The following is a 5,730-nucleotide window of genomic DNA, read 5'->3' on the forward strand; positions in this document are numbered from 1 at the left end:
AAGGTGTTGACGAAACGAAAAAGCCGGCTATGATGGGCGGCTCGCTACACGGAAAGACGCTACGGCGGATTGAGGTGCAGCGGCGGCAACTTCCTCTTCACGAGGGGTTGACGAGGATGAAAAGCCTGCTAATATGGCCGGCTCGCTTCGCAGAAAACCTTCGGGTTCAAACGAAGCGGCGTCAACCACCTCGAAATGAGGTGTTGACGGCAAGAAAAAGTCCGCTATAATGCGCGGCTCGCTTCGACGGAAACGACGAAGCTGACGGGGACGGCGCTGAGGCCACTTCCCAATGTTCTTTGACAGTGTGCGCAGGTAATTTGTGCGGACGCCTGCAGGAAGGATGATTGTCCATCTTGCAGACGTTTAATCAAGCAACATATTAATTGCTTTGCAAGCGATAAGTTGCCAGTGGTTGGACTTCTGCAGCTAAAGTATTTGCCTTCGGGCATGTAATTTTAAGTGAAGAGTTTGATCCTGGCTCAGAGTGAACGCTGGCGGCAGGCCTAACACATGCAAGTCGAACGGCAGCACAGTAAGAGCTTGCTCTTATGGGTGGCGAGTGGCGGACGGGTGAGGAATACATCGGAATCTACTCTTTCGTGGGGGATAACGTAGGGAAACTTACGCTAATACCGCATACGACCTATGGGTGAAAGCGGAGGACCTTAGGGCTTCGCGCGGTTGAATGAGCCGATGTCGGATTAGCTAGTTGGCGGGGTAAAGGCCCACCAAGGCGACGATCCGTAGCTGGTCTGAGAGGATGATCAGCCACACTGGAACTGAGACACGGTCCAGACTCCTACGGGAGGCAGCAGTGGGGAATATTGGACAATGGGCGCAAGCCTGATCCAGCCATGCCGCGTGGGTGAAGAAGGCCTTCGGGTTGTAAAGCCCTTTTGTTGGGAAAGAAAAGCAGTCGGTTAATACCCGATTGTTCTGACGGTACCCAAAGAATAAGCACCGGCTAACTTCGTGCCAGCAGCCGCGGTAATACGAAGGGTGCAAGCGTTACTCGGAATTACTGGGCGTAAAGCGTGCGTAGGTGGTGGTTTAAGTCTGTTGTGAAAGCCCTGGGCTCAACCTGGGAATTGCAGTGGATACTGGATCACTAGAGTGTGGTAGAGGGTAGCGGAATTCCCGGTGTAGCAGTGAAATGCGTAGAGATCGGGAGGAACATCCGTGGCGAAGGCGGCTACCTGGACCAACACTGACACTGAGGCACGAAAGCGTGGGGAGCAAACAGGATTAGATACCCTGGTAGTCCACGCCCTAAACGATGCGAACTGGATGTTGGGTGCAATTTGGCACGCAGTATCGAAGCTAACGCGTTAAGTTCGCCGCCTGGGGAGTACGGTCGCAAGACTGAAACTCAAAGGAATTGACGGGGGCCCGCACAAGCGGTGGAGTATGTGGTTTAATTCGATGCAACGCGAAGAACCTTACCTGGTCTTGACATCCACGGAACTTTCCAGAGATGGATTGGTGCCTTCGGGAACCGTGAGACAGGTGCTGCATGGCTGTCGTCAGCTCGTGTCGTGAGATGTTGGGTTAAGTCCCGCAACGAGCGCAACCCTTGTCCTTAGTTGCCAGCACGTAATGGTGGGAACTCTAAGGAGACCGCCGGTGACAAACCGGAGGAAGGTGGGGATGACGTCAAGTCATCATGGCCCTTACGACCAGGGCTACACACGTACTACAATGGTAGGGACAGAGGGCTGCAAACCCGCGAGGGCAAGCCAATCCCAGAAACCCTATCTCAGTCCGGATTGGAGTCTGCAACTCGACTCCATGAAGTCGGAATCGCTAGTAATCGCAGATCAGCATTGCTGCGGTGAATACGTTCCCGGGCCTTGTACACACCGCCCGTCACACCATGGGAGTTTGTTGCACCAGAAGCAGGTAGCTTAACCTTCGGGAGGGCGCTTGCCACGGTGTGGCCGATGACTGGGGTGAAGTCGTAACAAGGTAGCCGTATCGGAAGGTGCGGCTGGATCACCTCCTTTTGAGCATGACGTCATCGTCCTGTCGGGCGTCCTCACAAATTACCTGCATTCAGAGATGCGTATCGGCACAGGCCGGTATGCGAAAGTCCCATCATGGGGCCTTAGCTCAGCTGGGAGAGCACCTGCTTTGCAAGCAGGGGGTCGTCGGTTCGATCCCGACAGGCTCCACCATTTGAGTGAAACGACTTTGGGTCTGTAGCTCAGGTGGTTAGAGCGCACCCCTGATAAGGGTGAGGTCGGTGGTTCGAGTCCTCCCAGACCCACCACTCTGAATGTAGTGCACACTTAAGAATTTATATGGATCAGCGTTGAGGCTGAGACATGTTCTTTTATAACTTGTGACGTAGCGAGCGTTTGAGATATCTATCTAAACGTGTCGTTGAGGCTAAGGCGGGGACTTCGAGTCCCTAAATAATTGAGTCGTATGTTCGCGTTGGTGGCTTTGTACCCCACACAACACGACATATGATCCTGAGGCAACTTGGGGTTATATGGTCAAGCGAATAAGCGCACACGGTGGATGCCTAGGCGGTCAGAGGCGATGAAGGACGTGGTAGCCTGCGAAAAGTGTCGGGGAGCTGGCAACAAGCTTTGATCCGGCAATATCCGAATGGGGAAACCCACTGCTTCGGCAGTATCCTGCAGTGAATTCATAGCTGCTGGAAGCGAACCCGGTGAACTGAAATATCTAAATAACCGGAGGAAAAAAAATCAACCGAGATTCCCTAAGTAGTGACGAGCGAACGGGGAGCAGCCCTTAAGCTGGAATGGCTTTAGAAAAACAATCTGGAAAGATTGGCCATAGAAGGTGATAGCCCTGTATTTAAAAGGGCCACTCCAGTGAAAACGAGTAGGGCGGGGCACGTGAAACCCTGTCTGAATATGGGGGGACCATCCTCCAAGGCTAAATACTCCTGACCGACCGATAGTGAACCAGTACCGTGAGGGAAAGGCGAAAAGAACCCCGGAGAGGGGAGTGAAATAGATCCTGAAACCGTGTGCGTACAAGCAGTAGGAGCTCGCAAGAGTGACTGCGTACCTTTTGTATAATGGGTCAGCGACTTACTGTTCGTGGCAAGCTTAACCGTATAGGGGAGGCGAAGGGAAACCGAGTCTGATAAGGGCGCATAGTCGCGGGCAGTAGACCCGAAACCGGGTGATCTAGTCATGGCCAGGGTGAAGGTGCCGTAACAGGTACTGGAGGCCCGAACCCACGTCTGTTGCAAAAGACGGGGATGAGCTGTGATTAGGAGTGAAAAGCTAATCGAACCCGGAGATAGCTGGTTCTCCTCGAAAGCTATTTAGGTAGCGCCTCATATGTATCCTCTCGGGGGTAGAGCACTGTTATGGCTAGGGGGTCATCGCGACTTACCAAACCATTGCAAACTCCGAATACCGAGACGGACTGTATGGGAGACACACGGCGGGTGCTAACGTCCGTCGTGAAAAGGGAAACAACCCAGACCCACAGCTAAGGTCCCAAATTCACTGCTAAGTGGAAAACGATGTGGAAAGGCATAGACAGCCAGGAGGTTGGCTTAGAAGCAGCCACCCTTTAAAGAAAGCGTAATAGCTCACTGGTCGAGTCGGTCTGCGCGGAAGATTTAACGGGGCTAAGCAGTGAACCGAAGCTTGGGGTGCATAAAACTTGTTTTATGCGCGGTAGAGGAGCGTTCCGTAAGCCTGCGAAGGTGGATTGAGAAGTCTGCTGGAGGTATCGGAAGTGCGAATGCTGACATGAGTAACGATAATGCGGGTGAAAAGCCCGCACGCCGAAAGCCCAAGGTTTCCTTGCGCAACGTTAATCGACGCAGGGTTAGTCGGTCCCTAAGGCGAGGGCGAAAGCCGTAGTCGATGGGAAGCAGGTTAATATTCCTGCACCTCGCGTGAGTGCGATGGAGGGACGGAGAAGGTTAGGTGTACCGGGCGTTGGTTGTCCCGGGGAAAGGCGGTAGGTTTGGATCTTTGGCAAATCCGGGATCCTTTAAGACCGAGCACCGAGACGAGCCTTTTTGGCGAAGTCACTGATACCACGCTTCCAGGAAAAGCTCCTAAGCTTCAGCTCACGAAGACCGTACCGTAAACCGACACAGGTGGGTAGGATGAGAATTCTCAGGCGCTTGAGAGAACTCGGGTGAAGGAACTAGGCAACATGGCACCGTAACTTCGGGAGAAGGTGCACCCTTTTTGGTGGCTCATGCGAGCTATAGCTGAAGAGGGTCGCAGAAACCAGGCCGCTGCGACTGTTTATCAAAAACACAGCACTCTGCAAACACGAAAGTGGACGTATAGGGTGTGACGCCTGCCCGGTGCTGGAAGGTTAATTGATGGGGTCAGCCGCAAGGCGAAGCTCTTGATCGAAGCCCCAGTAAACGGCGGCCGTAACTATAACGGTCCTAAGGTAGCGAAATTCCTTGTCGGGTAAGTTCCGACCTGCACGAATGGCGTAACGACAGCGGCGCTGTCTCCACCCGAGACTCAGTGAAATTGAAATCGCTGTGAAGATGCAGCGTTCCCGTGGCAAGACGGAAAGACCCCGTGAACCTTTACTATAGCTTTACACTGAACGTTGAGTTCGTCTGTGTAGGATAGGTGGGAGGCTATGAAACTGTGGCGCTAGCTGCAGTGGAGCCATCCTTGAAATACCACCCTGTCGTGCTTGACGTTCTAACCTAGGTCCGTTATCCGGATCAGGGACCGTGTATGGTGGGTAGTTTGACTGGGGCGGTCTCCTCCTAAAGAGTAACGGAGGAGCACGAAGGTACGCTCAGCGCGGTCGGACATCGCGCACTGTGTGCAAAGGCATAAGCGTGCTTGACTGCAAGATCGACGGATCAAGCAGGTACGAAAGTAGGTCTTAGTGATCCGGTGGTTCTGTATGGAAGGGCCATCGCTCAACGGATAAAAGGTACTCCGGGGATAACAGGCTGATACCGCCCAAGAGTTCATATCGACGGCGGTGTTTGGCACCTCGATGTCGGCTCATCACATCCTGGGGCTGTAGTCGGTCCCAAGGGTATGGCTGTTCGCCATTTAAAGTGGTACGCGAGCTGGGTTCAGAACGTCGTGAGACAGTTCGGTCCCTATCTGCCATGGGCGTTGGAAGTTTGAGAGGGGCTGCTCCTAGTACGAGAGGACCGGAGTGGACGAACCTCTGGTGTTCCGGTTGTCACGCCAGTGGCATTGCCGGGTAGCTATGTTCGGAAGCGATAACCGCTGAAAGCATCTAAGCGGGAAGCGCGCCTCAAGATGAGACTTCCCGGGGCACAAGCCCCCTAAAGGAACCATGTAGACTACGTGGTTGATAGGTCAGGTGTGTAAGTACAGCAATGTATTGAGCTAACTGATACTAATGATCCGTGCGGCTTGACCATATAACCTCAAGTTGCCTTGGTCCCAACGAACGTTGGTAGATCATCAAATGCAAGCTACGTCACAAGTTAACTATGCGAGACTGCGCGCCGTACGCGCTTCCCTTCGCAAGAGCCTGCACATCCATGTGCAGACTTTTGAAGAGAAGCAAACGCTGGCGACGCTCCAACCGTCTCCCTGGTGAAATTAGCGCTGTGGAACCACCCGATCCCATCCCGAACTCGGAAGTGAAACGCAGCTGCGCCGATGGTAGTGTGGCTCAAGCCATGCGAGAGTAGGTCATCGCCAGGGGCTTTACCCGAAACCCTCAGTCCAATCGACTGAGGGTTTCTTTTTGCGCCGAATTTGAGGA

At 53.5% G+C, this 5,730-nt stretch carries 2 tRNA genes and 3 rRNA genes; all 5 read left to right on the forward strand.

Going from position 1 to position 5,730, the window contains the following annotated elements:
- The first annotated feature begins 459 nt into the window (after positions 1-459).
- Positions 460-2,006 (forward strand): 16S ribosomal RNA (locus J7367_RS20320).
- Positions 2,007-2,101: 95 nt separating this feature from the next.
- A tRNA-Ala gene (locus J7367_RS20325) sits at positions 2,102-2,177 on the forward strand.
- 18 nt (positions 2,178-2,195) lie between these two features.
- Positions 2,196-2,272, forward strand: a tRNA-Ile gene (locus J7367_RS20330).
- A 227-nt stretch (positions 2,273-2,499) separates the two neighbouring features.
- Positions 2,500-5,380, forward strand: a 23S ribosomal RNA gene (locus J7367_RS20335).
- Positions 5,381-5,554: 174 nt separating this feature from the next.
- Positions 5,555-5,669: ribosomal RNA gene (gene rrf / locus J7367_RS20340) — 5S ribosomal RNA — on the forward strand.
- Together the 16S, 23S and 5S rRNA genes with 2 tRNA genes alongside form the textbook arrangement of a ribosomal RNA operon.
- Positions 5,670-5,730: the final 61 nt, after the last annotated feature.

This window comes from Xanthomonas sp. D-36-1, from assembly GCF_017746155.1.
Taxonomy (GTDB): Bacteria; Pseudomonadota; Gammaproteobacteria; order Xanthomonadales; family Xanthomonadaceae; genus Xanthomonas; species Xanthomonas cissicola.